This window comes from Alkaliphilus serpentinus (genome assembly GCF_009017255.1).
Lineage (GTDB): Bacteria > Bacillota > Clostridia > Peptostreptococcales > Natronincolaceae > Alkaliphilus_D > Alkaliphilus_D serpentinus.
Map to the genome: position 1 here is coordinate 59,702 of NZ_WBZB01000016.1, position 25,222 is coordinate 84,923.

The window sequence follows — 25,222 nt, forward strand, 5'->3', positions numbered from 1 at the left end:
AGATAAAACCACAGAAGGGTTGGGATGCTATATGATGAACAAAAAGATTAAAAGAATAAGGCTTATCCAAAACATCATAATTATCGTGTTAATTATTGGGATCACTGCCCTAACACTGAATACAGTACTAAGTAAGAATATTATTGAAAACCAATTGGCTAAATTAAACCCAAACAAGACAGAGGAAATAAGCCCTATTTTTTATAAATCTATACAGCAGATTTTTCCAGCTACTGGTTTTAATCAAAGTGTGAAAAACTCCCTTCAGTTAAAAAAAACCTATAAAAGCTTAATTGGAGGGCTTTTTTTCTTTGATTTTAAAAATCCTTTAACCTTTATAAAAAACCAATTTCCAGCTGTAGCTTTAGTTACTGGGATTGAATATAAAGAAGTAGAAAAAGAAGCATTTAATCCAAAGGATATTGTGGAGAATAATGAAACAAAGGAAGTGGATAACCCTAGCAATAAAGAAAATCCAATAAATGATGATGATAAAGGGGAAGATATAGACGGTATTTACTTACCCGAAGACGATTCAATAATTGATAGTATTGAAGGTGACGTTGAGATTTCTGGTGTAGAAATTCCACAAAAGTTAAGTTTTCAAGAGGATAAGCCCCAAATTCTTATTTATCATACCCATGGAACTGAATCCTATAAGCCAGCATCTGAAGGGAATTATCACACCCAGAGGAAGGAATACTCAGTTATTGAAATAGGTAAGATTATGGCAGAGGAGTTTGAAAAAAGGGGATATGAAGTAATCCATGATACAACCTATCATGATTATCCCTCCTATAATGGCTCATATCTTAGATCTGAGAGCACTGTAATGGACATATTGAAAAAGAATCCTAGCATTAAGGTAGTACTAGATATTCATAGGGACGGTTATGATAAAATAGATACCAACCCAAATCGAAATACAATTACTGCTAATAATAGATATACTCATAATGATAAAACCTCTTCGAAATTTCAGCTTGTTATCGGTTCAGCCACTCCTAATCGTCAAAAGGTAGAAACCTTTGCAAAGTATATTAAGGCCTATAGTGATATAAAATATCCTGACTTCAGTAAGCCTATATTGGTTAAGCCCTACGGCAGCTTTAACCAGTTTTTAGCAGACCATTATGCATTGGTGGAGGTCGGCAGTAATGCCAATACAATAGAAGAGGCTAAGCTATCGGCTATATATATAGTAGATATATTTGCTACAGCCCTAGATGATCTTAAGGAATAGGTTTAGAATATCAATTTATAGGCTAAAATACCAATGGTGATGCTTATGAGTAGAATGGAGTTAAAAAAACAACGAAAAAAAAGCACCAGAATGGTAAAACTTTTATTCCTATTAATCTTTCTATTGCTTTTGGGTGGCTTAATGGCAACTGATTATACAATGAGGGAAATGCTTGCCATCTATGATGGAAAGCTTTTGGGTTACGAGAGAATGGAAGATTTACATGGAATATATTTGATGGGGAACATTTACTACATAGATGGTGCATTGGTTAGGGAAAAGGTTTCTCTTTGGACCTCTGAAATTAGAGAATGGATTGATAAGGGATATAGATGGATAAAGGACAAACTGCCGATTAATATGGGGAGTTTGTCCTTTTGTATTTTTGAAGGTTAACTTAGGATAATGAAAATGGAAAATTGGTGCTGTTGAAAATAATATATCATTTATAATGTTGAATGTTAAATGTTGAATGTTGAATTGATGTAACTTCGATAAACCGAAGTGATTTTAAGTTACCAGCACAACTAAAGGATATTTGTCATCTGCTTATATAATTCCTCATTTCTCTAATTACGAATTATTAATTATTAATTATTAATCATTAATTGTTTATTGCTTCTCTAAGCTTTCTTATATATTCAACAGTCATCTCTCTTTCTCCAATACAAGCATAAAGCTCAGCGTAAAGGCTGTAGTATTGTTTTCTTCTGTCTTGATACTTCCCTTCAAGGATAAATGCCTCACACCTTTTAAGGTAATTTTCAGCTTGCTTATAGTCTCCCCTTTGGATATAAAGATGGCTTAGCTTTAAATAAATATCCATTAATATACAAATGGAGGTATTGACACTAATGGTTGAATTTTCCAGCAACTCTATAGCTTCGTTAATGTGATTGTTCTCAATGTATAGCTGGGATTTCTCTAGTATTAGCTGATAATGCAATTCAACATGATAATCCTTAGCTTCTTTTAGAGCCATATCAAAATATTCTAAGGATTTGATGGGGTTATGGTGAAACTTAAACAAAATAGAATAATTCCTATAAACTTCTATTAGTAAATCAATTGAAAGGTTAGCTGACCTTTTTATGAGTCCTTGATATAAGTCTTCAGCTTTCTTGAAATTACCAATGGCTCTATAACAGTTGGCTTCCTGTAATAATACCTGATCATAGTATTCATCAATATATGAATATAAATCCTTGAAAAGAATGACATATTGAAGGGCCATTTCATATTTTTTTAATTTTATATAGCATTTTACGGTTGATAATAACAGCCGTTGTTTTAGTTCATTATCATCAATCCTATGCTCCACCATCAATAGATAGGAAATATAATAATGAATAGATGCCTCCTCATAGAGGCCTAACTCCTGATAGCATTGGCCCTTATGATACTCAATATCTACAGCGCTATTATACTCCATTTGCTGGGTAAAATATAATAAAGCTATAGAAAAATCAGAAAGGGCTTCATAATAATGTTTGTTTTTAAAATGAACTTTGCCCCTCAGCAGTTGGACCTCAGCCTGCTCTCTTTTTAAATTCCATTCCTTTGAAATTTCCAACAATCTATTAAAAATGTTCTCTATATCCATAAGGCTATATACTTTACTTGCCTGTAGGTTTTCTTCTAAATCCTTTAACTGACCATAAATGTAGTTTCGGGCTTGATCCTCTTCTGTTTCCAATAAATATTCAGCCGTAATGGTTTTACCAAGATTTTCATAATATTTATTTAGAGATTCTGCTATGACTTGGGCAGAATGATAGGTGAGGGTCCTTTTATTATTCTCAACCATACTTATGAGGCTTCTGGTAATTTCATTATTGGTTAGTGCATCCTGCCTTAATCCTAAATCTCTTCTAAGCTTCTTAATCTTTTTTCCTACGCTTGAAAATTCCAAATAATTACCCCCCTATTTGATTCCTTGATTAAGCAGTATTATATTCTCAACTTAAATATATACTAACAAATAGAACAATTCAATTAAGGATAGACAATTACTTATAAATATAAAAAAAAATTAATATCTGTAGACATATATACCTATAATAACAATGGAAATTTTCACTACCACCTTTTGAGAGTTTATGATATAATTTATAAAGTTACGCAGATTAAAGGAGGAAACTTGTTATGGCTAGTCCAAGACAACAAAGAACCAGAAATTTCTCCATAATAGCCCATATTGATCATGGTAAATCTACCTTAGCCGATAGACTTATTCAGCATACAGGTCTAGTTAGTGATCGAGAAATGCAGGATCAAATCCTCGATAATATGGAATTGGAAAGAGAAAGAGGTATTACCATAAAGCTACAATCTATTCGCTTAATATATAAAGCTAAGGATGGAGAAGAATATTACTTAAATCTAATTGATACACCTGGTCATGTGGATTTTACCTATGAGGTATCCCGAAGCCTTGCTGCCTGTGAGGGAGCCATATTGGTGGTGGATGCTGCCCAAGGTATAGAGGCTCAAACCTTAGCCAATGTGTATTTGGCACTGGAGCAGAATCTAGAAATCATACCGGTTATAAATAAAATAGATTTACCAAGTGCCCGTCCTGATGAAATTAAAAGGGAAATAGAAGATATAATAGGGTTAGATGCCAGTGACGCACCGTTGATATCTGCAAAAGACGGTATTAATATTATAGATGTATTAGAGGCAATAGTCGAAAAGGTGCCTGCTCCAAAGGGCAGTGGAGAGGATTCCCTAAAGGCATTAATCTTTGACTCTTACTACGATAATTATAAAGGGGTTATTGCCTACGTACGAATCGTAGAGGGAACTGTTAAAAAGGGTACAAGAATCAAAATGATGGCAACAAATAAAGAATTTGAAGTAACGGAGGTTGGAGTATACTCACCTGGAGCAATTCAGTTGGACTCCCTAAGTGCTGGTGATGTTGGATATATTGCAGCCAGTATAAAGGATGTGCGAAATTGTAGAGTGGGGGATACCATCACCGATGCTGAGAACCCTACAGATACACCCCTTCCTGGATATCGAAAGGTAACCCCTATGGTTTACTGTGGTATCTATCCAGCAGAAGGAGAAAAATATGAGGATGTAAGGGATGCTTTAGAGAAACTACAGGTAAATGATGCAGCACTGGTTTTCGAACCTGAAACCTCAGCAGCCCTAGGCTTTGGTTTCCGTTGTGGGTTCTTGGGATTACTTCACATGGAAATTATTCAAGAAAGACTGGAGCGAGAGTTTGATTTAGACTTAGTAACAACCGCCCCTAGTGTTATTTATAGAATCACTAAAACCGATGGTGAGGTAGTCATGATCCAAAACCCTGCAAACCTTCCAAAACAGCAAGAAATCCATAAGATGGAGGAGCCCATTGTAAAGGCCAACATCATGGTACCAAATACTTATGTTGGAACTGTTATGGAGCTTTGTCAGGATCGCCGGGGTGAAATGAAGCATATGGAATATATTGATGCTACCAGGGTAACCCTTCACTATGAACTGCCTTTAAATGAGGTAATTTATGATTTCTTCGATGCTTTAAAGTCTAAAACAAAGGGCTATGGGTCCTTAGACTATGAATTTATTGGATATCGTGAATCTAAGCTGGTTAAGCTTGATATATTAATTAATAGCGAGCAGGTGGATGCCCTATCCTTTATAGTCCATGAAAGTAAGGCTTATCCAAGGGGTAAGGCTATGTGTGAAAAGTTAAAGGAAGAAATTCCAAGGCATCAGTTTCCAGTTCCAATACAAGCAGCTATTGGGCAAAAAATCATCTCTCGAGAGACCATCAGTGCCCTAAGAAAGGACGTTCTAGCTAAGTGCTATGGTGGAGATATTACCCGTAAGAAAAAGCTATTAGAGAAGCAAAAAGAGGGTAAAAAGAGAATGAGACAGGTAGGTAGCGTTGAGGTACCACAGAAAGCCTTTATGTCAGTACTGAAATTAGATAGCTAAAACCAGACTGTTTAAAACCGCCAGAGTCTAGGCGCAAGAAAACCCAGCGATTGTAGCGTACATAAAGATACGTGAGAATGCTGGGTTTTGTAGTAACAAGGAATGATTAAGGAATTAAGAATGAAGAGTTTAACACTAAAAGGATTACATAGAAATATACTATAGAAATTTCCCATGAAAATTTTTACGTATATTTTACATTCTACATTCTTCATTTTAGTTTGGAGGTAATAACATGGATCCAATAGGCTTATATATCCACTTCCCCTTTTGCCAAAGGAAGTGTAATTATTGTGATTTCAACTCTTTTAGTGGTAAGCATCACCACATAGAAGCTTATTTAAAGGGACTCATACAGGAAATAAGCCTCTACAGCAGGGAGGTTAACAAAAGGCCAGTCAAATCAATCTTTATAGGGGGTGGAACCCCATCCTTAATGGAGGCCAAGCAGGCTAATGATCTATTGGTGGCTATAGATAAGGCCTTCAATCTTCAGCCAGACATTGAAATAACCTTGGAGGGGAATCCGGGTACCTTAAACTCTGAAAAGCTTAATGGTTATAGAAGGGCTGGCATCAATCGCCTCAGTATGGGTCTTCAGGCATGCCAACAAGGGCTTTTAGAAAAGCTCGGGAGGATACATACCTATCAGGACTTTATCAGGAACCTACAAGAAGCTAGAAGGCAGGGCTTTGAAAATATTAATGTAGATTTAATGATGGGTCTACCAGGCCAATACCTTAAGGATTGGCAATGGACCCTAGAGGAAATTACTGCATTAGATATTCCCCATATTTCAGCCTACAGCCTTATATGGGAGGAGGGTACATCCTTTCATAAATTATTAATGGAGAATCAACTTCAGCAGATGGAAGAAGGCTTGGAGCTAGAAATGTTCCATTATACAATGAGTTTCTTAAGGGAAAAGGGCTATGAGCACTATGAAATATCGAATTATGCCCTAGAAGGCTATAGATGTAAGCATAATATCATCTACTGGAAAAACCAAAATTATTTGGGTTTAGGGGCAGGTGCCCACTCCTGTATTAATGGAAGACGGTTTTCTAATGAAGCCAACCTTGAAGCCTACATTAAAAAGGTTCATAGAGGTGAAAATATAATAATAGAAGACATGATCCTTACCCGGGAGGATGAAATTAGTGAAACGATGTTTTTAGGGCTAAGAATGCTAGAAGGAATAAATCAGGACGATTTTGTCAAACGTTTTGGAAAATCCCCCGTAGATATCTATGGAAGGGTATTGACGGATTTAGAAAAACGGGGGTTACTAGAGCTTTCTAAGGAGAGAGTTAAGCTAACCCCAAAGGGCCTAGATTTAGGAAATTTGGTTTTTAGTGAAATGATCATTGATCAAAGCAGTGAAAAATAAAAAATGACATGCACAGTGGGGACGGTTCTAATTGTGCTATAGTTGTGCTTAAAAAATAAGGTAATTTTACTTTAAAAAATTAGCATGATGGTATTGACAAATGGAAAATGAAGTGATATTTTAAAGACAGGTACCATTAGCACTCAACAACAAAGAGTGCTAATAAAAAGAGGTGGTAGTATGGAGTTAAACGAAAGAAAGTTGAAAATACTGCAGGCCATTATAAAGGACTATATTTATACTGCTGAGCCTGTAGGATCAAGGACTATAACCAAAAGATACAATTTGGGGGTTAGTCCTGCAACTATACGAAACGAAATGGCAGACTTAGAGGAATTGGGATATTTAATGCAACCCCACACTTCTGCTGGTCGTATTCCCTCCGACAAAGCCTATAGATTATATGTTGATACCTTAATGGAGATCAAGAAAATAGCAGAGGTTCAAAGGGACTACATTAAGGCCAATATCCTGAGGCAATTTGGAGAGCTTGAACAACTATTGCAATATAGCTCTAGAGTTTTAGCCGAACTTACCAATTACACTACTTTAGCTCTAACACCACAGCTAAAGGGCAGTAGACTTAAACAGCTTCAGTTGGTGCCAATAAATAACGAAAACTTAGTGGCCATCATAATAACCGATACTGGAGTCGTTAAAAAGCCCCTACTTAGAATTAAAGGGGGCTTTGATGAAGAAGTAATATATAATGTTTCAAAGGTCCTTAATGATAAACTGGCTGGAAGCACCCTTAAGGATATAGAGCATAAGATGTCTAACGATATGGATAAAGAAATCTTCCAATTCAACAATATCATTAATAGGGTTATGCCTGAGCTTTTTAAGACCCTTGAAGACATTAATGACTTTGATTTATTCCTCAATGGTGCCACCAATATATTTAATTTTCCAGAGTACAGTGATATCTTTAAGGCAAAATCCTTTTTAACAATGCTAGAAGAAAAACAGCTTTTGCGAAGCCTGATTGCTTCCTCCGGTGGAGAAGGGATGGTTGTCTCAATAGGTAGTGAGAATACCTGTCAAGAGGCGAAGGATTGTAGTTTGGTAACGGCAACCTTTAAACTTAATGGAGCCCCCGTTGGTTGGTTAAGCTTAATTGGCCCAACTAGAATGGATTACTCAAATGTAATTAGTGTAATGGGTCAAATCAGCAAGCAAATTAATCAGTTATTAAAAGATGAATATTAGAATAATATAGTGCGAAGTGCTAAGGGCATTTTGCACTCTCTCTTTGTTAGTACTAGAGATGATTAAGATATAAAAAAGGCAGGTGCAGAAAATGGATAAAAACAAAAGGGTCATGGAAGAGGATCAAAAAATAGGGGGAGAAAATGTAACAGAGGATGAAGTACATAGCAATTTAAATGCAGAACAAGAGATCATTAGAGAAGAGGCAGAAGAGGAAGAAGGAGCCAATGATGGGGTGGAGTTATTGAAAAAACAGCTAGTGGAGAAGGAAGATGAAGCAAAGGATTGCCTAAATCGTTTGACAAGATTGCAAGCAGACTTTATTAACTATAAGAAGCGAGTAGAGAAGGAAAAAAGTGAAATCTATCAATATGCCAACGAAAAATTGGCAGAGGACCTTCTCTCTATCATAGATAATCTTGAAAGGGCTGTTACTGCCGCCTCTGAAGAGGATAAAAGTAATAAGCTTTTCCAAGGAATTCAATTGGTCATGAAGCAATTGACAGACACACTAGGAAGACATGGCATTGAAGAAATTGACGCATTAAACAAACCCTTTGATATGAATCTTCACCATGCTGTTGTACAAGAAGAAGCTGACGCTGAAGCTGATATTGTTACAGAGGTATTCCAAAAGGGCTATAAAATCAATAATAAGGTTTTAAGGCCAGCCATGGTAAAGGTAGCAAAATAGCTTCTTAAATAGTAAATTATATAATTATAAATATTCATAAAGGAGAGTGTAGCAAAAATGAGTAAGGTTATAGGAATTGACTTAGGAACCACCAATTCATGCGTATCAGTGCTAGAGGCCGGTGAACCAGTTGTTGTACCCAATACAGAGGGAAATCGTACAACACCTTCAATAGTCGCCTTTGGCAAGGATGGCGAGAGAATAGTAGGAGAGCCTGCTAAAAGACAAGCTGTTATTAATCCAGACCGAACCATTATGTCAATAAAAAGACATATGGGTTCAGACCATAGCGAAACAATAGATGGTAAAAAGTATTCTCCGCAGGATATATCTGCAATGATCCTACAAAAGCTAAAGGCAGATGCAGAAGCATATTTAGGTGAGAAGGTAACGGATGCGGTTATAACAGTGCCAGCCTATTTCACTGATAGTCAAAGACAGGCAACAAAGGATGCAGGAAAGATAGCTGGCTTAAATGTAAGAAGAATTATTAACGAGCCTACTGCAGCTTCTTTAGCCTATGGTTTAGACAAAACAGAAGAACACCAAAAAATCCTTGTTTACGACTTAGGAGGAGGAACTTTTGATGTTTCCATTCTTGAGCTTGGGGATGGAGTTTTTGAGGTATTAGCCACCAGTGGAAATAACCATTTAGGTGGAGATGACTTTGACCAAGTACTTATTGACTATATAGCTGAAGAATTTAAGAAGCAAGAGGCCATAGATTTAAGAAAAGATAAAATGGCACTACAAAGATTAAAGGAGGCTGCCGAAAAGGCTAAGAAGGAGCTATCTAGCACTATGACCACAAACATAAACCTTCCCTTTATAACAGCCACCAGCGATGGACCAAAGCATTTAACCTTAGATATAACTAGAGCCAAATTTGAAGAATTGTCCGCTCATTTGGTTGAAAAAACCTTAGATCCAATGAAGAAGGCCTTAAGTGATGCAGGATTAACAGCTAGTGAAATAGATAAGGTAATCCTTGTAGGGGGATCAACTCGTATACCTGCCGTACAACAGGCCGTTAAGAAAATCACTGGTAAGGATCCCCACAAGGGTATAAATCCTGATGAATGTGTTGCTGTTGGAGCAGCCATTCAGGCTGGGGTATTAACTGGAGAGGTTAAGGATGTATTGCTTCTGGATGTTACTCCACTATCCCTTGGAATTGAAACTCTAGGAGGAGTATTTACAAAGCTTATAGAGAGAAATACTACAATCCCAACGAAAAAGAGTCAGGTATTCTCAACAGCAGCCGATAATCAACCAGCAGTTGAAATACACGTGCAACAGGGTGAAAGACCTATGGCTGCAGATAACATTACCCTTGGACGATTCCAATTAACCGGAATTCCACCAGCACCTAGAGGAGTGCCACAAATTGAGGTTACCTTTGATATAGATGCCAATGGTATTGTCAATGTATCAGCCAAGGATTTAGGTACTGGCAAAGAGCAAAAGATTACCATAACTGCTTCAACCAACCTATCCAATGAAGAAATCGAAAAGAAGATTAAAGAAGCAGAGAAGTTTGCTGAAGAAGATAAAAAGATTAAAGAAAAGATTGAAGTTAAAAACCAAGCAGATTCTTTAGTTTATCAAATTGAAAAATCCCTAAAGGAATTTGAAGGCAAGCTTAAGCCAGAGGATGAGTCTAAGGTTAAGGAAGAGCTTGAAAAATTGAAGAAGGCAATTGAAGCCGACAATGTTGATGATATGAAGAAGGCCATTGAGGATGTAAATAATGCCTTCCATGCCATCGCTCAACAAATCTATCAACAAACAGCTTCTCAACAAGAAGGTCAAGAAGGTGCTAGTGAAGGACCTAAGGATGAAAATGTTGTTGATGCAGAATATGAAGAGGTAAAAGAGGACGAGAATAAGTAATTAAAACTCAGGACACCCATAGGGTGTCCTGAGGTTATCGACACACTCCTATATTTTAAAACTGAGAAATTGGCTCTCGGGCAAGAGGCAGGATGAGGTCAAAAATTACGGGCATTTTCAAAACTCACCTTCGGCTCAGACATTGAAAATACTTTTCCGTAATTTTCTCCCTCTTTTATTTTTATCTCCGCAGATTTCTCGTTATTTAAGAATATAGGAGTTTTAATGAACTTTTTCTCTTTCGATCATAGAGTGGAGTATAATGACAGGAAAAGCTTGATTTACCCCTTCAAGTGACATATAATAATTATGAATTTTAGACAGCTTTATTAAGACAAGAGAGGTGGTGAGAAGGTGAGCAAGCGAGACTATTATGAAGTGCTGGGTGTAGATAAAAATTCCAACCCTGATGATATTAAAAAGGCCTATCGAAAGCTGGCAATGAAGTATCATCCCGATAGAAATCCCGATGACAAAGAAGCAGAGGCGAAATTTAAGGAATTAAACGAAGCCTATGAAATTCTTAGTTCACCTGAAAAAAAGCAGCGATATGACCAATTTGGCCACGCAGGGGTTAATGGTAATGGGGCTGGTGGTTTTGAAGGCTTTGGAGGCTTTGGTGGCGGAGGCTTTGAGGATATTTTTGGAGATATTTTCGATATGTTCGGAGGCGGAGGCTTTTCATCAAGAAGAAAAAGTGGCCCTCAAAAGGGTGCTGATATAAAATATGAAGCAGCGATTTCCTTCGAGGAGGCTGCCTTTGGTACAGAAAAGACGGTAGAATTCCATAAATATGATAATTGTGATACCTGCAATGGTACAGGAGCTAAACCAGGTACCCAAAAGCATACCTGCAGCCATTGTAAAGGAACTGGTGAAATACGCTATGCTCAAAGAACTCCCATTGGACAAATCGTAAATGTAAAAACCTGTCCCCAATGTCATGGTGAGGGAGAGATTATTAACGAGCCATGTAATACCTGTAAAGGTAAGGGCAAGGTGCGAAAGCTTAAGAAAATAAAAGTAAAAATCCCTGCTGGTGTTGATACCGGAATGGTAATCCCCATAAGGGGAGAGGGAGAGCCTGGGTTAAAGGGAGGCCCCCATGGGGATTTATACGTTGTAATCAGGGTACTATCCCATCCTATATTTACTAGAGATGGATCCGATGTTATTTGTGAAATCCCCATCACCTTTGTGCAAGCTACCTTAGGTGATGAGCTGGAGGTTCCAACCCTAGAGGGTAAGGTTAAATACAAAATACCTGAAGGTACCCAAAGTGGAACAATTTTTAGATTAAAGGGTAAGGGAATTGTCAGTCCTAAGGGATATGGTAAGGGAGATCAATATGTGAAGGTTATTGTTGAAATTCCTAAAAAGCTATCGGAGAAACAAAAAGACATTTTAAGGCAATTTGCTGCTGAAGGCGGAGAAGAGGTTCATGAGCAAAGAAGGAGCTTTTTCGATAAGGTAAAGGATGCCTTTGGGGTATAAATTATATGCGACAGGGGGAGTCTTCTCATTGTCGCATTTTATTTATTTAAAATAAAAATGTTGATATTGCCATAACAATGGATAAAATATATGATAAGGTAAGTAAGGAAAGATGATTAAGGATGTGATTATATGAAGTGGACAGAGGTGGCAATAAAAACCACAACTGAGGCAGTGGAGGCAGTAACCAATATTTTATATGATGCCGGGGCCAATGGTGTTGCAATTGAAGATCCTAAAGATTTTTTATTTATGAAGCAAGAAGAAACCTCGTGGGATTATGTTGATGAAGCCCTATTAATAAGGGATTACGAGGGTGCCATTGTTAAAGGCTACTTACCAGCATCTGCTGATTTAGTGGATAAAATTGAACTTATAAGAAAATCCGTTGAATTGCTACCTCAATTTGGCCTGGATATAGGGATTGGGGAAATCACTACGATTGAGGTTTCAGAGGAAGACTGGAGTTCAGCTTGGAAACAATACTACAAGCCCGTCAAAATTTCCGATAAAATAGTTATAAAACCCACATGGGAGGAATATCAAAGTCAAGGAGATGAAATCATCCTAGAGCTTGATCCCGGTATGGCCTTTGGAACAGGCACCCACGAAACCACCGTAATGTGTATCCAGGCACAGGAAAAATACGTAAAAGGAAACTCCAAGGTTTTTGATATCGGCTGTGGAAGTGGAATTTTATCCATTGCTGCTGCAAAGCTTGGAGCCAGTAAGGTAATTGCAGTAGATTTAGATGCAACAGCAGTTGCAGTTGCAGAGAAAAATGTGGCTATTAATGGAGTGGAGGATATTGTAACTATAAAGCATGGCAATTTGATGGATACTATAAATGAAAGGGCAGATATTGTAGTAGCCAACATTATTGCAGATATCATCATATTACTTTCTAAGGAAATCTCATCCTTTATGGAGGAGGAAGGTGTTTTTATTGCCTCTGGCATTATTACAGAAAAAATGGATCTCGTTAAAGAGGAGCTTATTGCCAATGGACTTGAAATAATTGAAGTAAATCAGATGGGTGAATGGGCTGCAATTATATCTAAAAAAAAGGGTGAAAACCATGAATAGATTTTTTGTAGAGCCTAAACAGGTAAATGAATCTTTGAGGGAAATTGCCATAACTGGTGAGGACGTTAAACATATTTCAAAGGTTCTAAGGCTTAGTAGAGGAGATAAAATTGAAATTTGCGATGGTGAAAAATATCAATATATTGGTGAGATAAAAGATCTTCAAAAGGATATGGTTTTAGTAGAATATCTAGAACAAGTAAAAATTTCTACAGAGGCTCCAATAAAGGTAACACTATACCAAGGGGTGCCAAAGGGGTCCAAAATGGACTTAATTATACAAAAGACTACAGAAATGGGGATCTTTAGTATCGTTCCGGTATTAACTGATAGAACGGTGGTTCAGCTGGAGAGTAAAAAGGATAAAGAAAAGAAGACTGAGAGATGGCAAAAAATCGCATTAGAGGCGGCTAAGCAAAGCAAAAGGGGCATTATCCCAGATATTCATGAGCCTTTATCCTTTATTGAGGCTCTAAACCACAGTAAAGGCAATCAAATGAATATATTAGCCTATGAAGGGGAACGTAATATCAGCTTAAAGAGTACCCTTTCAGGAAAACCAAAGGTTCACTCTATAGGAATTTGGGTTGGACCCGAAGGAGGCTATACAGAAGCAGAGGTTCAAAGGACAGCAGTAGATGCCTTTCATATCGTAACCCTTGGACCCAGAATACTAAGGACAGAAACAGCTGGCTTTGCACTTCTTTCAATGATTATGTACCAGCTGGGAGATTTAGGAGGGCTTTAATTGAAAAAGGTAGCTTTTCATACCTTAGGCTGTAAGGTAAATCAATATGAAACCCAAGCAATGACTGAGCTTTTCCAGAAGGCAGGCTATACCGTTGTTGCCGATACAGAGGTTGCCGATGCTTATGTGATAAATACCTGCACTGTAACCAGCATAGGGGACAAAAAATCCCGGCAGTTTATACGGAGGGTAAAAAGAAACAACCCCAATTCCATTGTAGCTGTTGTAGGCTGTTATGCTCAAACCGCCGCCAATGAAGTGATGGATATTGAAGGGGTTAATATAGTCATGGGCACCAATGACAGAAATAAAATTGTTGAATATGTTGAAGAATGTAAGCCCGATGAAAAAATTAATATTGTTGATGATATTATGAAGGTTAGGGAATTTGAAGAGATGACCGTGGCAGAAATAAAGGGGAAGACAAGGGCCTTTTTGAAAATTCAAGAGGGTTGTAATCAGTACTGCACCTATTGTATTATTCCCTATGCTCGAGGGCCGGTGCGGAGTAGAAGGCAGGAGGACATTCTAAAGGAAGTAAAAACCCTTGTAGCCAATGGCTTTAAAGAGGTTGTACTAACAGGAATTCATGTTGCCTCCTATGGGAAGGATTTTAAAGAAAAGGACGCTCTAATCGAGGTATTAAAAGGCATCCATGCTATTGAAGGCCTTGAAAGGATTCGCTTAAGTTCCCTGGAGCCCACCCTTTTTACTGAGGATTTCTTAAGGGAGCTTTCAGTTCTAGAAAAGGTTTGTCAGCATTTTCATCTATCCCTACAAAGCGGCTCTGAAAAAATATTGCATGCTATGAATAGAAAATACACAACCCAGCAGTATAGAGAAATTGTCCAGGCCATAAGAAGGGTTTATCCTAAAATTGCCCTTACCACCGATATCATTGTAGGATTTCCTGGTGAAACAGAGGAAGACTTTAAAGAAACCTATGAATTTGTTAAGGAAATGGCCTTTAGTGATATCCATGTATTTAAATACTCCCCTCGAAAGGGTACCCCTGCAGCAGATTATCAGCAACAGGTGGATGGTATGAAAAAGCATAGAAGAAGTGAGGAGCTCATTACCCTAGGTGAGGAAATGAGGGTAGCGTATCAACGTCAGTTTTTAGGAGAAATTAAAGGGGTCCTTTTTGAAGCAGAAGTCAAAGACAAACCGGGATATACAGAAGGTTTAACGGAAAATTACTTAAAGGTTCTGGTAAAGTCTGAGGATCCTCTGGAAGGGGAAATAAGAAGAATTACCCTTCATGAAATCTGGAAGGATTCGATTATTGGAAGTATCGTGGAGTAGGCAAATGAAGAATGAAGGATGCTCCTTCCTTTTTATTAATAATCTACTATGATACAATAGGTTATAGCTTGATCATCTACTTTACTGGAGGGAATAACATGGAAATCATAAAATGCAGTAATTTAGGTTATGCCTATAAGAAAAATAAGGTTTTAGAGGATATAAGCTTCTCTATAGAGGGTGGTGAGGTATTGGGTATACTGGGACCCAATGGTGCTGGTAAGTCCACATTAATGACTCTTTGTGCAACTCTTTTAAAGCCCACTGAAGGAACAATAACCTATTTTAATGATGAAAATAAGGAAATTGAAGATTTAAGGACGAGGATTGGTTTGGTACCTCAAGAAATTGCATTATATTTGGATATGACCCCCAATGAAAATTTAAGCTTCTTTGGAAGATTATATGGCTTAAAGAAGGATAAACTTAAAAAACAGATTGAAGTGGTCTGTGAACTAACGGGAATATCCACAAAGGAAGGTAAAAAAATTAAAGAATTGTCTGGGGGAATGAAAAGAAGGGTAAATATTGCAGCTGCCTTGCTGAGTTCACCAGAAATATTAATTATGGATGAACCTACTGTAGGTATCGATACACAATCTAGAAATGAAATTTTAAATGCGGTAAACAGTATGAAAAACAGTGGGGTTACAGTTCTATACTCCTCCCATTATTACGATGAGATTCTAAAGGTCTGCTCAAAAATCTTAGTTTTAAAGGATGGAAGGATGACCTCCTTGAAGGAAAGAGACCAATTGAAATCCGCTCTTTTAAATGAAGATCTGTTGTATGAAGATAATTTAATAGATTGAATTTTGTAATGAATATGGACTTTAATTTCCCCCTGTGGTACCATGAATAATGTAGATAAATATAACTTTAGGGGGAAGACCTATGAAAAAAACAAGAATAATGTCGATTTTACTGATTGTACTTTTAGCCTCCGCTATGATTTTAGGAGGTTGCTCAAAGCCTAGTAGAAGTGCAAAGGAAATGTTGACGGATGTAATTCAAAAGCAAACAGAAATAAAAACTTCACAGGGTAGTATGGAGCTAACATTAAATGTAAACATGGATGGACTCGATGTAACTAGCTTAAATGATCCAAATGCTGTTGCAATCCTAAACATGATCAATAATTTAAAAGTAGATTTTAATTATACATCAGACCTAGATCAACAGAAGCACGCAATTGAGTTCAATGCAGATATGGGTGGCATGGCCTTTTATGGTGAGATGTATATGTATGATGAAAAGCTAGCAATCCATATGCCTTTCCTTACGCAATTTCTTGGAGATCCAAGACTTTCAGATGGTTATTTGGTTATGGATTTAAAGGAAATGGCCGAAATGCAAGGTAGTACAATGGATATGACCAATATAGAAGAAACACAAAAAATTGCAGTGAAACTATTCAATACTGTAATTGATAAGTTAGGGGAAAATGCATTAACTAAAAATGGTTCCTCTACAATCGAGATTGGCGGAGAATCTGTTAAGGTAGAAGAGATCCAATTGAACATCGGAATGGAAGAAATGAAGACCCTTGCCCTTGGAGTAGTAGACTTGCTAGAGGATAAAGATTTTAGAGATTTAGTTTTTGAAATGGTTAAGAGTGGTGACCCTTTAATGACTAGGGAAGAATTTGAAGAAGAGTTAAATGCAATGGACCCACAGGAAGCTAAAGATGCAATTGACCAAGGCTTTCAAGAAATGGCAGAGGTTGTCGACTTTGCAAAATCAGGGCTTAAAACCAAAATGTATGTTGATAAAAATGACTATACAGTTAGATCTACAATGGAGATGACCATAGCGGTAACCGAAGGCGAAGAATCCTTTGATGTTACATTTAATGTAACCTCAGATGCATGGAACATCAACAAGCCTGTTACTATAGAAATACCAGAGATCAATGAAGAAAATAGTATAGATGTATTTGAATTATTATACGGGTTTTAATTAGATTAATACAACAGGTTAAAAAGAAAAAGCTGGTTAAATACCAGCTTTTTCTAACTATAACTTTGGGGTGATTATTTGAGAGAAATTTTAGTAATATCATTTAATCAAATAAAGATGGCTTTTCATGATTGGAAAAAACTCATAATCTATATTTTGCTTCCATTGATTTCATTAACTTTTTTGTCTTATGGATTAAAGGGACTATTTGATAATGGCATATATTTGGAACCTTTTGAAGTGATTGTGGTTAATCAGGATACTCATAAATTATCCAAAGTCCTTGTTTATCAGGTAGAAGAGGATAAAAACCTTGCAAGCCTAGTGGATATTACAGTATTGGAAAGGGAAGAGGAGGCTGAAAAGCTTGTTAGAACCGACAAGGCTGTGGCAGCCGTCATTATTCCCGATGGCTTTATAAATAGTCTAGAAGAAGGCACCAATCATTCTGTTAGACTAATTACCAGCCTAAAGCATCCAGTAAAGGCCCATATGATCAAATCTATTATGGAGAGTTATATGAAAAGTGTCTCAGCAGGTCAAAGTGCAGTGAATGCAGTTTGGGATTATTATATTGAAATGGGTATGGATAGAAACCAACGAAGGGAAAAAATAGAAGCTGTAATCAATGATATCACCCTTAGGGCTTATTTTGTTAGGTCTAATACCATTCAGAAAAAAACCTTACCCGGGATTAATAGCATTCCACCAGTGATTTTTTACAGCATATCGGTGGTCTTGGTAATCATCATGCTGAAGGGAGTTTCTTATGGCAAAGAAATAATTGAGGATATGAAGCAGAGGGTAACAGATAGAATATTTCTGGCAGGAGTTTCTCCAAGGAAATATTTTTTAGGTAAGGCCCTTGGATTATTTATAATAACCCTAGTTCAAGGTTCAATCTTTTTTATTCCAATTGCCTATTTTTTGGAGGCAAAATTCAATGTGTCTTGGGTATATTCAGGTAGCATATTGTTGGTGAGTGTATTTGTAATTACATCCTTAACAATGGCTGGGTCTGTTTTGATTTACCAAACAGATAAATTTCAATACGTAGGTAGTATAGGGATTATGACTTCGGTAATCATTGGTGGGGGATTCATTCCCTACATGTATCTGCCAGATTACATAAAGGAGATTTCCTTTTTAACCCTACATTACTGGGTAATGGCAAGTGTTATTAGCTTTTCGGGTAAATACATTGTAGATGGCTTACAACCTTTGGTAATCATGATGATTTTTGCTTTCATTACAATGATATTAGCATATACAGCTTATACCAAAGGAAAGGAGTGACGATAAATGAAGATTCTAATCATAACTCTGTTTAAGCTTAAGGGTCTATTAAAGTCTAGAACAGCTTGGTTAACGGTATTTATCATTCCCTTACTTTTCACCCTCCTGGCAGGGAGCATATATAGCCCTAAAACCGCTAGTGATAGGATTCCAATAGCCATTGTAGATGAGGATAATAGCCAATTTTCAAGATTTCTTATAGAGTTAATTAAAAATGAAGAACTACTGGAAGTCCTAGAAACTGATGAAGAGCATGGATTAAACCTTGTAAAGGAACATAAGGTGGAGGGAACTTACATCATCAAAAAAGGGTTTCAGGCTGAAATCAAAAAGGATTCTAATCCAGAAATTGATGTGCTAAAATCTTCAAACTCCTATGGAGCAGATGCCATTAGTGAAATAATTGCCAGTGGACTGGTTAGGCTACAATCCAATGCTAGAGCTGCTAATATCATTGTTAAGGAATATGATAAGGAAAGGTCATTAACTGAAGATGAGAAAGAGAAACTATGGATGGAGGTATACAATCATTCTGAGTCCTACTGGTATCCGCAGCAGCTTATGAAGTTAGAATATCAATCCTTATATTTAAATCAGACCTCCGATGAAAAAACCAATATTGTGGGCTTTTCAGAAGGCCCCTTTGGTGTATTAATTACTTTCTTAGCTTTATCTGGGATATATGGCCTAGGAGCCTTTTCGAAGGAGCATAAATCTGAAAGCTTTAAAAGACTATATCTGATAACCAATTCATCAAAGACTTTGATTTTAGGTAATATCATACCTCTGCTAATTATTTTGTCTTTCCAAGGGTGTATTTTGTTTTATACACTAAATCAGTTTTTTGATTTATATTTAGATGTTTCATATATCTATTTGACAATAACGGTTTTTGCATACCTTCTACTGATTTCTTCGTTAGTAATTCTAATATCTACCTTCTCTTATAGAGGGGAAAATTTACAAAATAAATACTCCATTTTTGTGATATTATCCTCTGTCATTGGAGGAAGCTTTTGGTCGGTGGATTTGATGCCTAAAATCCTACAGAGATTAGCATTATTTACACCTCAGGGAATTACTATGGAGATGTTTAAAATGACTGTATTAAACAATTTTAATGGAGTGGTGCTATATTTTATCATGATAGTAGCAGCTGCACTATTATTAATGATTATCAGTAATATAAGGATAAAGGCTTTAGTTAATTAGGTTAAAATCTGTATTATAATACTGGTTGATTCATACTATAAACTAAAGGAATTTGGAGGTATAAATTGAGAGTTAAGAATGAAGAATGAAAAGTGTTAGTTGAAAAATAAGGTATAAAAAATAGAGTATAAAAGGAAGGAGCTGTTGATAATCTATCAAAGCTCCTTCCTGTTGATATATCTAAAATATAAAATTCTTCTGAAACTTTCTTTGAAGGTTTAGAGTTTTAAAGTGGAATCATATCTTCGAATTGTAGCCGACCCGATGGGTCCAATTGAACATTATCTACTCGGTCACTTTGAACAAAGGAGTTTTGTGGATGATGCAGGAATAACCAAGGGCAGTCATCAATAATTACATCTTGAATTTTCTTGTACATATTTAGCCGCTTAGTTGGATTAATGATCTCCTTAGCTTCCTTCATTAATGAGACAACCTTTGGATTATTATACTTCCCAAAGTTGGTATAGTTATCAGGAGTGAATAGGGGTTCTAAGTAATTGTCAGCATCCCCTGTATCTGCCACCCAACCCATTGTATAAAGATCTGCCTTTGCAATACTATTGGGTTTCATATATTCCTTTGCTTCCACGTAAACCTTCTCGCATTTTATTCCTATCTGAGTTAGGTCTTCTATGATATAGTCCGTCATACCTTTCTTTTCTAATTGCTTATCTGATTCCCTTGTAAGCAGTTTTAGGGTTTGTCCATTATAACCTCCAGCCTTTAGTAATGCTTTAGCTTTGTTAATGTTATAGGGGAAGCCCTTAAGATATGAGTTATCAACAATGGCAGGAGGGAAGACGCCCTTTGCCTCAGAAGCAAGATTGTTTAGAACCTCAGAAATCATTCTAGGCCTATTAACTGCGTAATTGATTGCTTGCCTTATTTCTCTACTTTCAGAGAAAATTGATTTTCTGTCAAAGTTAAAACCATAGTAGGAGGTAGTCATAGCATCCTTAATTCTAATATTCTTCTCAAATCCATTTTCCTTCAGCCTTTCTAGATTAGCACCATTCTTGAAGGTTAGAACATCAATCTTTCCTGCTAAAAATTCCTCCATCAAGTCGGCTTCCCTTGTTACATCATAGCGGATATTAATTCTATCAACATAGGGTTGTCCACCAAAATAGTCTTTAAAGGCTTCAAGGATATATTTTTTTTCAACTTCATCAATAATAAATCTGTAGGGCCCACATCCTGTGTAAATACCCTTATTATAGTCCTCTGTATCAAAAATGGCACAGCAGGGTTGGGCTAGGTTTAATATAAAGCCACTATAAGGACTTTGCAGAGTGATTGCCAACGCATAGTCATTCAGTTTCCTAATGCCTTTGATAGAATCTGCTGTTCCTAGATTATATTCCTTAGCTCCATCTATGGGGTTTAAGAACCATGCATTGGGTGAATTCGTTTTAGGGCTAAGAAGTCGTTCAAAGGAATCAATAACATGTTGGATGGTTACTGTTTTGCCATTGTGGAACTTAACTCCTTTTCTCAGGTTAAATATCCATGTTTTATTGTCTTGATCTAAATGCCAACTTTTAGCGATGCCAGGCAACACATTCCCATTTCCATCAGAAACCAGCAGGCCTACATATACGCTCTTAAATATGTTAGCACTGCTTTGATCGAAGGCCATTATAGGGTTAAGTTGTTCTAGCTCTTGAGTGGTAGTAGTAATGCTGTATGTTTCTTCGACTTTACTGGACTTTTCCTTTACAATACTATCGGTAAAGCCCTTTAAGTAGGTAGCTGTTTCCGTCATCTTACTTATTGAGGCTTGGGTATATTGAGTATTCATAAGGGCTTTTTCGACTAAAGACATGGTAGCTAAAGATGCGCTATTTATATGGTCCACCTGTCCAACAACATCCTCTAAGTTTTCTGTTTGACTTTGGATTGCCGTACTGATTTCTTTTGTAACTTCGGAGGTATGTTGGATGGAGTCTATGATTTTATTAAACACTGAGGTGGTTTCGTTGGCTATATCAACTCCATGTTGCACCTTTGCGCTGCTGTAATCAATTGTTTCAGTTGTTGCTATAACACTACTTTTAATATCTTGGATGGTGGTAGATATTTCTCTAGCAGATTCATCACTTTTTAAAGCTAATTTTCTAATCTCTTCACTTACCACAGCAAAACCTCGACCAGCCTCCCCAGCACGGGCACTTTCTATGGCTGCGTTTAAAGCTAAGAGATTGGTTTGAGCTGATATATCTTTAATAATGTTTAACATTTTATCGATTTCATTGGCTTTATCTTCAAGGTTCCCAACGACATTTCTTATGTAACCTACTGATTGTTCAATTTCTTTCATGGCTTCTATCGAATTGTTTACAGCAATATTACCTTCCTTTGCAATCTCCATAGTTCCCGCTGCGATATTTGCTGAGGTCTCAGTACTTGCAAAAACTTCTTGTGATATGGCTGAGTAACTATCCATTGCCTCAGTTAACATATCCACCGCTTTAATTTGGATTTCTACATTTTTTGAGATGGTGTTAATAACATCGATTAGGTTATCTGTTGCAAAACCGGCTTCTTCAATACGATTATAGAGTTTTTTGACATTGATACTTTGATTATGATTTAAGATATTGAACTTTTTTTCTTTATCATGTTGAAATTCCACATCTAATACATTATTTTTGGCAGTATCTGTTTTGCTTCTCTTCTTAGCAAATGAAAACATAAACCATCCCCCTTATCAAAAATCCACGAATTAAATCATATTAAGTAAATATTATAATAAATCTGTCAAATTAGCAATAATAGTTTTTTATTCCTGTTATTCCACCTTTATCTTTCTTTCAATGTACACAACTATATATTCTGAAATAGTCTAATACTATAATGATAAATCCTTCCTATAACATATGAAGAATGCAATAGGTAGATTGAAATCATATCATGTATTATGTATAATAAATTGAATATAAAACCCCGATCTTAGGCATATGACCATGGTTCTAAGTATATTGAAGGGATAAAATGAAGATAATAGTTTACTGACTGATAAAATAACCATAATATAAAGTATCAACAGTCTAAAGAAGGATTTTTTTCTCCTCTGTTGAAATAATATTTAAATACTAGATAAGGAGGTGTATCATGTCAGATTGTATCTTTTGTAAAATTGCAAAGGGTGAAATACCCAGTGAGTTATTATATGAAAATCAGCATGTGGTTGCCTTTAAGGACATTAATCCTCAGGCTCCCATTCACCTGCTTGTCATCCCAAAGGAGCATATTCCTTCTGCAACAGATTTAACAGCCATTCAGATAAAGGAGCTTATACCCGAAATATTTACTGCAATTCACCATTTGGTTAAAGAATTTAATCTCGATTCAAAGGGATATAGAATCGTAAATAACTGTGGTCAGTTTGGAGGACAAAGTGTTACCCACTTGCATTTTCATATATTAGGAGGCCAACAACTTCAGTTATCATTAGGCTAAAATTTTTATTGCATAACCTAAATATTTAATGTATAATAACAAGGTATTGTAATAATCCCACAGCAATATAGCATATATGTTGCTATGATAAAGCACGCAGGGGTGCTAGCGGAGGGAGGGAGAAGTAAATGTCAGAGATAAAAATTAGAGATAATGAAACCTTGGATAGTGCTCTTCGTAGATTTAAGAGACAATGTGCAAAGTCTGGTATCCTTTCAGAGGTTAGAAAGAGAGAGCATTACGAAAAGCCAAGCGTTAAGCGTAAGAAAAAAGCAGAGGCTGCTCGCCGTAATAAAAGCAAGAAATTCTAGTATAAGTAGAGGTGAATAAATTGACCCTCAAAGAAAGATTAGCTGCTGATTTGAAGGAAGCAATGAAGGAAAAAGACAACCTTCGCAAAAATGTAGTTACGATGATTCGCTCTGACATCAAGCAAGTTGAGGTTGATAAACGAGTTGAGCTTAATGATGAAGAAATAATTGACATAATAACTCGACAGGTTAAACAGAGGAAGGATGCCCTAGAAGAGTTTACTAGAGGCGGAAGAGAAGACCTTGTAGCTCAAACTCAAGATGAGCTTAAAATCTTGATGACATACTTACCTGAGCAGTTATCAGAAGAAGAAATCGCAAAGATTGTTAGTGAAACAGTTAAAGAATTAAATGCTACTTCTATAAAGGAAATGGGTAAGGTTATGGCTGCCCTTATGCCAAAACTTAAGGGTAGGGCCGATGGAAAACTTGTTAACCAATTTGTAAAAGAGCATTTACAAAATTAATGATTTAAAACCCGGATTATATCCGGGTTTATTAATTTAGCCAATATGGAAGGTAACCCTTGAATTACCTTCCTTTTTTAAATTTTTTGAATTATTTACCGATTTAATACCCCTTAGATCCTATGCTATAATTAGATACATATCTAAAAAGGGAAAGGGTGATATTCATGAAAAAGATGGCAATAGTTGCAGCAATGATAATATTTGTTATGGTATCTAGCTTTTTAATGAATGTTACATCCCAAGAGGATATAAATGTACTGAAGTATATGAATGGAGATCAAATCCATTATATTGAAATAGTAACGGCGGGTGCCTTAGAGGAAGTAGTGGCAGAGGCAATAAACAATGAAAATCAATCTGTGCATTACGCGGTGTTAAATCAACCTATAAAAAAAACAGATCATGCTGGAAATAAAAGAAACCATTTCTATATAACAAGATCAAAGGGGCAGTTAGAGAACTTTTCTAAGCTTTCAGTATACCCTCCTAATGGTAGTAGCAAGCTATATAATATGCAGGAAATACAAACAATAGATATAAACAGTGCTGCTATTGGAGGGAATGAATTAAAGATGATGAGGGACTTATCTGTAATGTCATATAACATTCATCACGGCAAAAGCTTACTAGGAGGAGATAGCTTAGATACCATTGCAGACCTGATTGAAGCCAGCGGAGCTGATATTATTGGTCTTCAGGAAATCGATAAAGGTGTTTATAGATCCAAATTTAGAAATCAGCTAAAATACTTAGCCGATAGATTATCTATGTATTATGTTTATGGTGAAAATGTAAATTTTCTGAGCGGAAAATATGGGAATGGAATCCTTAGTAGATATCCCATTACCTATAGCGAAAATCTTTTATTACCCAGCAGGCGGGAACAAAGGGGGCTCCTAAGGGCGGATATCGATATTGATGGAAAAAAGGTACATTTTCTATCTACCCATCTGGGACTAAACTCTGCTGAAAGGGCAAAACAAATGGGGGTAATACAGGATTATACAAAAACCCTTACAGAAGAGGTCATCCTTGTAGGGGATTTTAATTCTTCATCTAGGGATGAAGATATTAGAAGCATCAGTAAGAAGATGCTGGATACAGGCTATGCTGCTGGCCAAGATCAACAACCTACCCTTGATTTTCCCTTTATTTCAGGCCGGATAGATTATATTTTTATATCCCCAACCATTGAATTAAAGGACTATAGAGTAATAAAAAGTAGAGCCTCTGATCATTATCCCATAGAGGTTAAGCTTACTTTGCCATAACAATGTAAAGTGATCTCAGCCTTCCATAAAGGAAGGTTTTTTTATTTAATAGGAAAGTTTTCTTTTTTCCTATTAAATGGGGGATTTTAAGGGGGTAACCCCCTTATAGAAATAAGGAGAGTACAGGGAAGCGCCCTAGAGAACGCATGGGTTCTCTGGAAAACAAAAGCATTTTAACCATAGAAATTTAACGCATGAAATGCTTTTGTTCTTTTTTGCTAA

General features: G+C 36.5%; 21 protein-coding genes. 19 read left to right on the forward strand and 2 right to left on the reverse strand.

The window, feature by feature from the left end:
- The first annotated feature begins 34 nt into the window (after nt 1-34).
- Both spoIIP and F8153_RS06405 read left to right on the forward strand, forming a co-directional pair.
- Complete coding sequence (gene spoIIP, locus F8153_RS06400; RefSeq protein ID WP_192929691.1) at nt 35-1,243, forward strand: stage II sporulation protein P; 1,209 nt, start codon at nt 35-37, stop codon at nt 1,241-1,243.
- 90 nt (nt 1,244-1,333) lie between these two features.
- Entirely contained in the window at nt 1,334-1,639 is a 306-nt protein-coding gene (locus F8153_RS06405) for a hypothetical protein (protein WP_192929692.1), read from the forward strand.
- A 208-nt stretch (nt 1,640-1,847) separates the two neighbouring features.
- Here F8153_RS06405 and F8153_RS06410 read toward each other — a convergent pair whose 3' ends face one another.
- Nucleotides 1,848-3,155: a helix-turn-helix domain-containing protein gene (locus F8153_RS06410; protein WP_151865551.1), complete on the reverse strand. Its 1,308-nt coding sequence runs from the start codon at nt 3,153-3,155 to the stop codon at nt 1,848-1,850.
- Between the two features lie 233 nt (nt 3,156-3,388).
- On the opposite strand from F8153_RS06410, the gene lepA reads away from it, so the two are divergent.
- From lepA to F8153_RS06475, 13 genes are all read left to right on the forward strand, one after another.
- The gene (lepA, locus tag F8153_RS06415) at nt 3,389-5,197 is read left to right on the forward strand and encodes a translation elongation factor 4 (RefSeq protein ID WP_151865552.1); all 1,809 of its coding nucleotides are present in this window, start codon (nt 3,389-3,391) and stop codon (nt 5,195-5,197) included.
- 235 nt (nt 5,198-5,432) lie between these two features.
- Entirely contained in the window at nt 5,433-6,587 is a 1,155-nt protein-coding gene (hemW, locus tag F8153_RS06420; RefSeq protein WP_151865553.1) for a radical SAM family heme chaperone HemW, read from the forward strand.
- Between the two features lie 180 nt (nt 6,588-6,767).
- Nucleotides 6,768-7,796: a heat-inducible transcriptional repressor HrcA gene (gene hrcA, locus F8153_RS06425; protein ID WP_151865554.1), complete on the forward strand. Its 1,029-nt coding sequence runs from the start codon at nt 6,768-6,770 to the stop codon at nt 7,794-7,796.
- Nucleotides 7,797-7,887: 91 nt separating this feature from the next.
- Nucleotides 7,888-8,490 (forward strand): nucleotide exchange factor GrpE, encoded by a 603-nt coding sequence (gene grpE / locus F8153_RS06430; RefSeq protein ID WP_243136921.1) that lies wholly within the window; start codon nt 7,888-7,890, stop codon nt 8,488-8,490.
- Nucleotides 8,491-8,547: 57 nt separating this feature from the next.
- The gene (dnaK, locus tag F8153_RS06435; protein ID WP_151865555.1) at nt 8,548-10,383 is read left to right on the forward strand and encodes a molecular chaperone DnaK; all 1,836 of its coding nucleotides are present in this window, start codon (nt 8,548-8,550) and stop codon (nt 10,381-10,383) included.
- Nucleotides 10,384-10,737: 354 nt separating this feature from the next.
- On the forward strand, nt 10,738-11,877 hold the full coding sequence (gene dnaJ, locus F8153_RS06440; RefSeq protein WP_151865556.1) for a molecular chaperone DnaJ: 1,140 nt from the start codon (nt 10,738-10,740) through the stop codon (nt 11,875-11,877).
- A gap of 132 nt (nt 11,878-12,009) precedes the next feature.
- Nucleotides 12,010-12,963, forward strand: coding sequence for a 50S ribosomal protein L11 methyltransferase (gene prmA, locus F8153_RS06445; RefSeq protein WP_151865557.1), 954 nt, complete (start codon nt 12,010-12,012; stop codon nt 12,961-12,963).
- Nucleotides 12,956-13,711 (forward strand): 16S rRNA (uracil(1498)-N(3))-methyltransferase, encoded by a 756-nt coding sequence (locus F8153_RS06450; RefSeq protein WP_151865558.1) that lies wholly within the window; start codon nt 12,956-12,958, stop codon nt 13,709-13,711. Before prmA ends, F8153_RS06450 begins: the two co-directional genes overlap by 8 nt.
- The gene (gene mtaB / locus F8153_RS06455) at nt 13,712-15,016 is read left to right on the forward strand and encodes a tRNA (N(6)-L-threonylcarbamoyladenosine(37)-C(2))-methylthiotransferase MtaB (protein WP_151865559.1); all 1,305 of its coding nucleotides are present in this window, start codon (nt 13,712-13,714) and stop codon (nt 15,014-15,016) included.
- Nucleotides 15,017-15,114: 98 nt separating this feature from the next.
- Nucleotides 15,115-15,828: an ABC transporter ATP-binding protein gene (locus tag F8153_RS06460; protein WP_192929693.1), complete on the forward strand. Its 714-nt coding sequence runs from the start codon at nt 15,115-15,117 to the stop codon at nt 15,826-15,828.
- Nucleotides 15,829-15,910: 82 nt separating this feature from the next.
- Nucleotides 15,911-16,975 (forward strand): DUF6583 family protein, encoded by a 1,065-nt coding sequence (locus tag F8153_RS06465; RefSeq protein WP_151865561.1) that lies wholly within the window; start codon nt 15,911-15,913, stop codon nt 16,973-16,975.
- Between the two features lie 117 nt (nt 16,976-17,092).
- A complete protein-coding gene (locus F8153_RS06470) occupies nt 17,093-18,271 on the forward strand; it encodes an ABC transporter permease (RefSeq protein WP_192929694.1) in 1,179 nt (392 codons plus the stop codon).
- Between the two features lie 6 nt (nt 18,272-18,277).
- Complete coding sequence (locus F8153_RS06475; RefSeq protein WP_151865563.1) at nt 18,278-19,483, forward strand: ABC transporter permease; 1,206 nt, start codon at nt 18,278-18,280, stop codon at nt 19,481-19,483.
- Nucleotides 19,484-19,709: 226 nt separating this feature from the next.
- Here F8153_RS06475 and F8153_RS06480 read toward each other — a convergent pair whose 3' ends face one another.
- Nucleotides 19,710-22,181, reverse strand: coding sequence for an ABC transporter substrate-binding protein (locus F8153_RS06480; RefSeq protein WP_151865564.1), 2,472 nt, complete (start codon nt 22,179-22,181; stop codon nt 19,710-19,712).
- Between the two features lie 419 nt (nt 22,182-22,600).
- On the opposite strand from F8153_RS06480, the gene F8153_RS06485 reads away from it, so the two are divergent.
- The 4 genes from F8153_RS06485 to F8153_RS06500 all read left to right on the forward strand — a co-directional run bounded on the left by F8153_RS06485 (nt 22,601) and on the right by F8153_RS06500 (nt 25,000).
- Nucleotides 22,601-22,948, forward strand: coding sequence for a histidine triad nucleotide-binding protein (locus F8153_RS06485; RefSeq protein ID WP_151865565.1), 348 nt, complete (start codon nt 22,601-22,603; stop codon nt 22,946-22,948).
- A 128-nt stretch (nt 22,949-23,076) separates the two neighbouring features.
- Nucleotides 23,077-23,259, forward strand: coding sequence for a 30S ribosomal protein S21 (gene rpsU / locus F8153_RS06490; RefSeq protein ID WP_151865566.1), 183 nt, complete (start codon nt 23,077-23,079; stop codon nt 23,257-23,259).
- Between the two features lie 20 nt (nt 23,260-23,279).
- On the forward strand, nt 23,280-23,726 hold the full coding sequence (locus tag F8153_RS06495; protein ID WP_151865567.1) for a GatB/YqeY domain-containing protein: 447 nt from the start codon (nt 23,280-23,282) through the stop codon (nt 23,724-23,726).
- Nucleotides 23,727-23,893: 167 nt separating this feature from the next.
- Nucleotides 23,894-25,000, forward strand: coding sequence for an endonuclease/exonuclease/phosphatase family protein (locus F8153_RS06500; RefSeq protein ID WP_151865568.1), 1,107 nt, complete (start codon nt 23,894-23,896; stop codon nt 24,998-25,000).
- Nucleotides 25,001-25,222 lie beyond the last annotated feature (222 nt).

What these genes read in the sequence shown, in the direction of transcription:
- F8153_RS06485 (WP_151865565.1), top strand. Translation starts at nt 22,601, where the DNA reads ATGTCAGATTGTATCTTTTGTAAAATTGCAAAGGGTGAAATACCCAGT.
- F8153_RS06465 (WP_151865561.1), top strand. Translation starts at nt 15,911, where the DNA reads ATGAAAAAAACAAGAATAATGTCGATTTTACTGATTGTACTTTTAGCC.
- lepA (WP_151865552.1), top strand. Translation starts at nt 3,389, where the DNA reads ATGGCTAGTCCAAGACAACAAAGAACCAGAAATTTCTCCATAATAGCC.
- grpE (WP_243136921.1), top strand. Translation starts at nt 7,888, where the DNA reads ATGGATAAAAACAAAAGGGTCATGGAAGAGGATCAAAAAATAGGGGGA.
- F8153_RS06500 (WP_151865568.1), top strand. Translation starts at nt 23,894, where the DNA reads ATGAAAAAGATGGCAATAGTTGCAGCAATGATAATATTTGTTATGGTA.
- F8153_RS06470 (WP_192929694.1), top strand. Translation starts at nt 17,093, where the DNA reads ATGGCTTTTCATGATTGGAAAAAACTCATAATCTATATTTTGCTTCCA.
- F8153_RS06460 (WP_192929693.1), top strand. Translation starts at nt 15,115, where the DNA reads ATGGAAATCATAAAATGCAGTAATTTAGGTTATGCCTATAAGAAAAAT.
- F8153_RS06450 (WP_151865558.1), top strand. Translation starts at nt 12,956, where the DNA reads ATGAATAGATTTTTTGTAGAGCCTAAACAGGTAAATGAATCTTTGAGG.
- F8153_RS06475 (WP_151865563.1), top strand. Translation starts at nt 18,278, where the DNA reads ATGAAGATTCTAATCATAACTCTGTTTAAGCTTAAGGGTCTATTAAAG.
- dnaK (WP_151865555.1), top strand. Translation starts at nt 8,548, where the DNA reads ATGAGTAAGGTTATAGGAATTGACTTAGGAACCACCAATTCATGCGTA.
- prmA (WP_151865557.1), top strand. Translation starts at nt 12,010, where the DNA reads ATGAAGTGGACAGAGGTGGCAATAAAAACCACAACTGAGGCAGTGGAG.
- hemW (WP_151865553.1), top strand. Translation starts at nt 5,433, where the DNA reads ATGGATCCAATAGGCTTATATATCCACTTCCCCTTTTGCCAAAGGAAG.
- F8153_RS06405 (WP_192929692.1), top strand. Translation starts at nt 1,334, where the DNA reads ATGGTAAAACTTTTATTCCTATTAATCTTTCTATTGCTTTTGGGTGGC.
- spoIIP (WP_192929691.1), top strand. Translation starts at nt 35, where the DNA reads ATGAACAAAAAGATTAAAAGAATAAGGCTTATCCAAAACATCATAATT.
- hrcA (WP_151865554.1), top strand. Translation starts at nt 6,768, where the DNA reads ATGGAGTTAAACGAAAGAAAGTTGAAAATACTGCAGGCCATTATAAAG.
- F8153_RS06480 (WP_151865564.1), bottom strand. Translation starts at nt 22,181, where the DNA reads ATGTTTTCATTTGCTAAGAAGAGAAGCAAAACAGATACTGCCAAAAAT.
- rpsU (WP_151865566.1), top strand. Translation starts at nt 23,077, where the DNA reads ATGTCAGAGATAAAAATTAGAGATAATGAAACCTTGGATAGTGCTCTT.